At 34.1% G+C, this 801-nt stretch carries 1 protein-coding gene; it reads right to left on the reverse strand.

The features are described from left to right. Positions 1-15 precede the first annotated feature (15 nt). A partial coding sequence (locus D9603_RS21515) for a hypothetical protein (RefSeq protein ID WP_206644536.1) occupies positions 16-801 on the reverse strand: 786 nt, incomplete at its 5' end.

Genomic DNA, 801 nt, shown 5'->3' on the forward strand with positions numbered 1-801 from the left:
TGGTTTCAGGGGCGACTAATTATTAGTTGATACCTTGTTTTTAGATTTAGAAAGAAACCTGAAATTATAGTCTAAAGTCTTGTTGTAATGGGTTTTAACAGCTTTAAGTAATTCATCTTTACTAAGACTGTTTATATCTTTAGGCATTTTTAAAGAATAACTTTCACCAAATTTCGGTTTTGCCATACCTAGGTATTTTGCATTTTTAACATCAAACAAGTTAAATGAAGACAAACTATATAGGTTAACTTGACCATAATCGGAATACTGGTTGGATAGCCTAATATCACACTCTATTGGCTCATTAATAAAGCGCACAAAAATATACTCAACGCCATGGGTTTCACCTAACTTCTCAAGGTAGCTTGAACCAAAAGCATTTAGAGTTGGTTCACCATTCCAAGAATTAAAGGTCATGAGGTCAGAGTGCGAAAGATCTTTTTCAACAGGAATTATTACTGGAGTATTGCCAGATTCGTTAATTGCTTGGCTTATAGCATTGATCGTTAGGCTCTCTAAGTTAGAATCAAGAGCATAACGACCACTTTCATTATTAAAAACAGTCGCACCGTAATACTCTTGACATAGTGTATAGGGAGCATTGTATTTAATGTGGATACCTATATTTTTGCTGGAAATCGGTTTTTTTAATGATGTAGTACTACATCCACTTAACAAAACAGACAGAAACAATACTAAAGTCTTTATTTTCATTTTTATTTCCAATACTCTACGTAAAGCTAACGCCGTAATAAACGGCACAAAATAGCAGGCTAAAATTAGCGACGAAGGAGCACAAGC

The organism is Pseudoalteromonas sp. PS5 (genome assembly GCF_004103255.1).
GTDB classification, from domain to species: Bacteria; Pseudomonadota; Gammaproteobacteria; order Enterobacterales; family Alteromonadaceae; genus Pseudoalteromonas; species Pseudoalteromonas peptidolytica.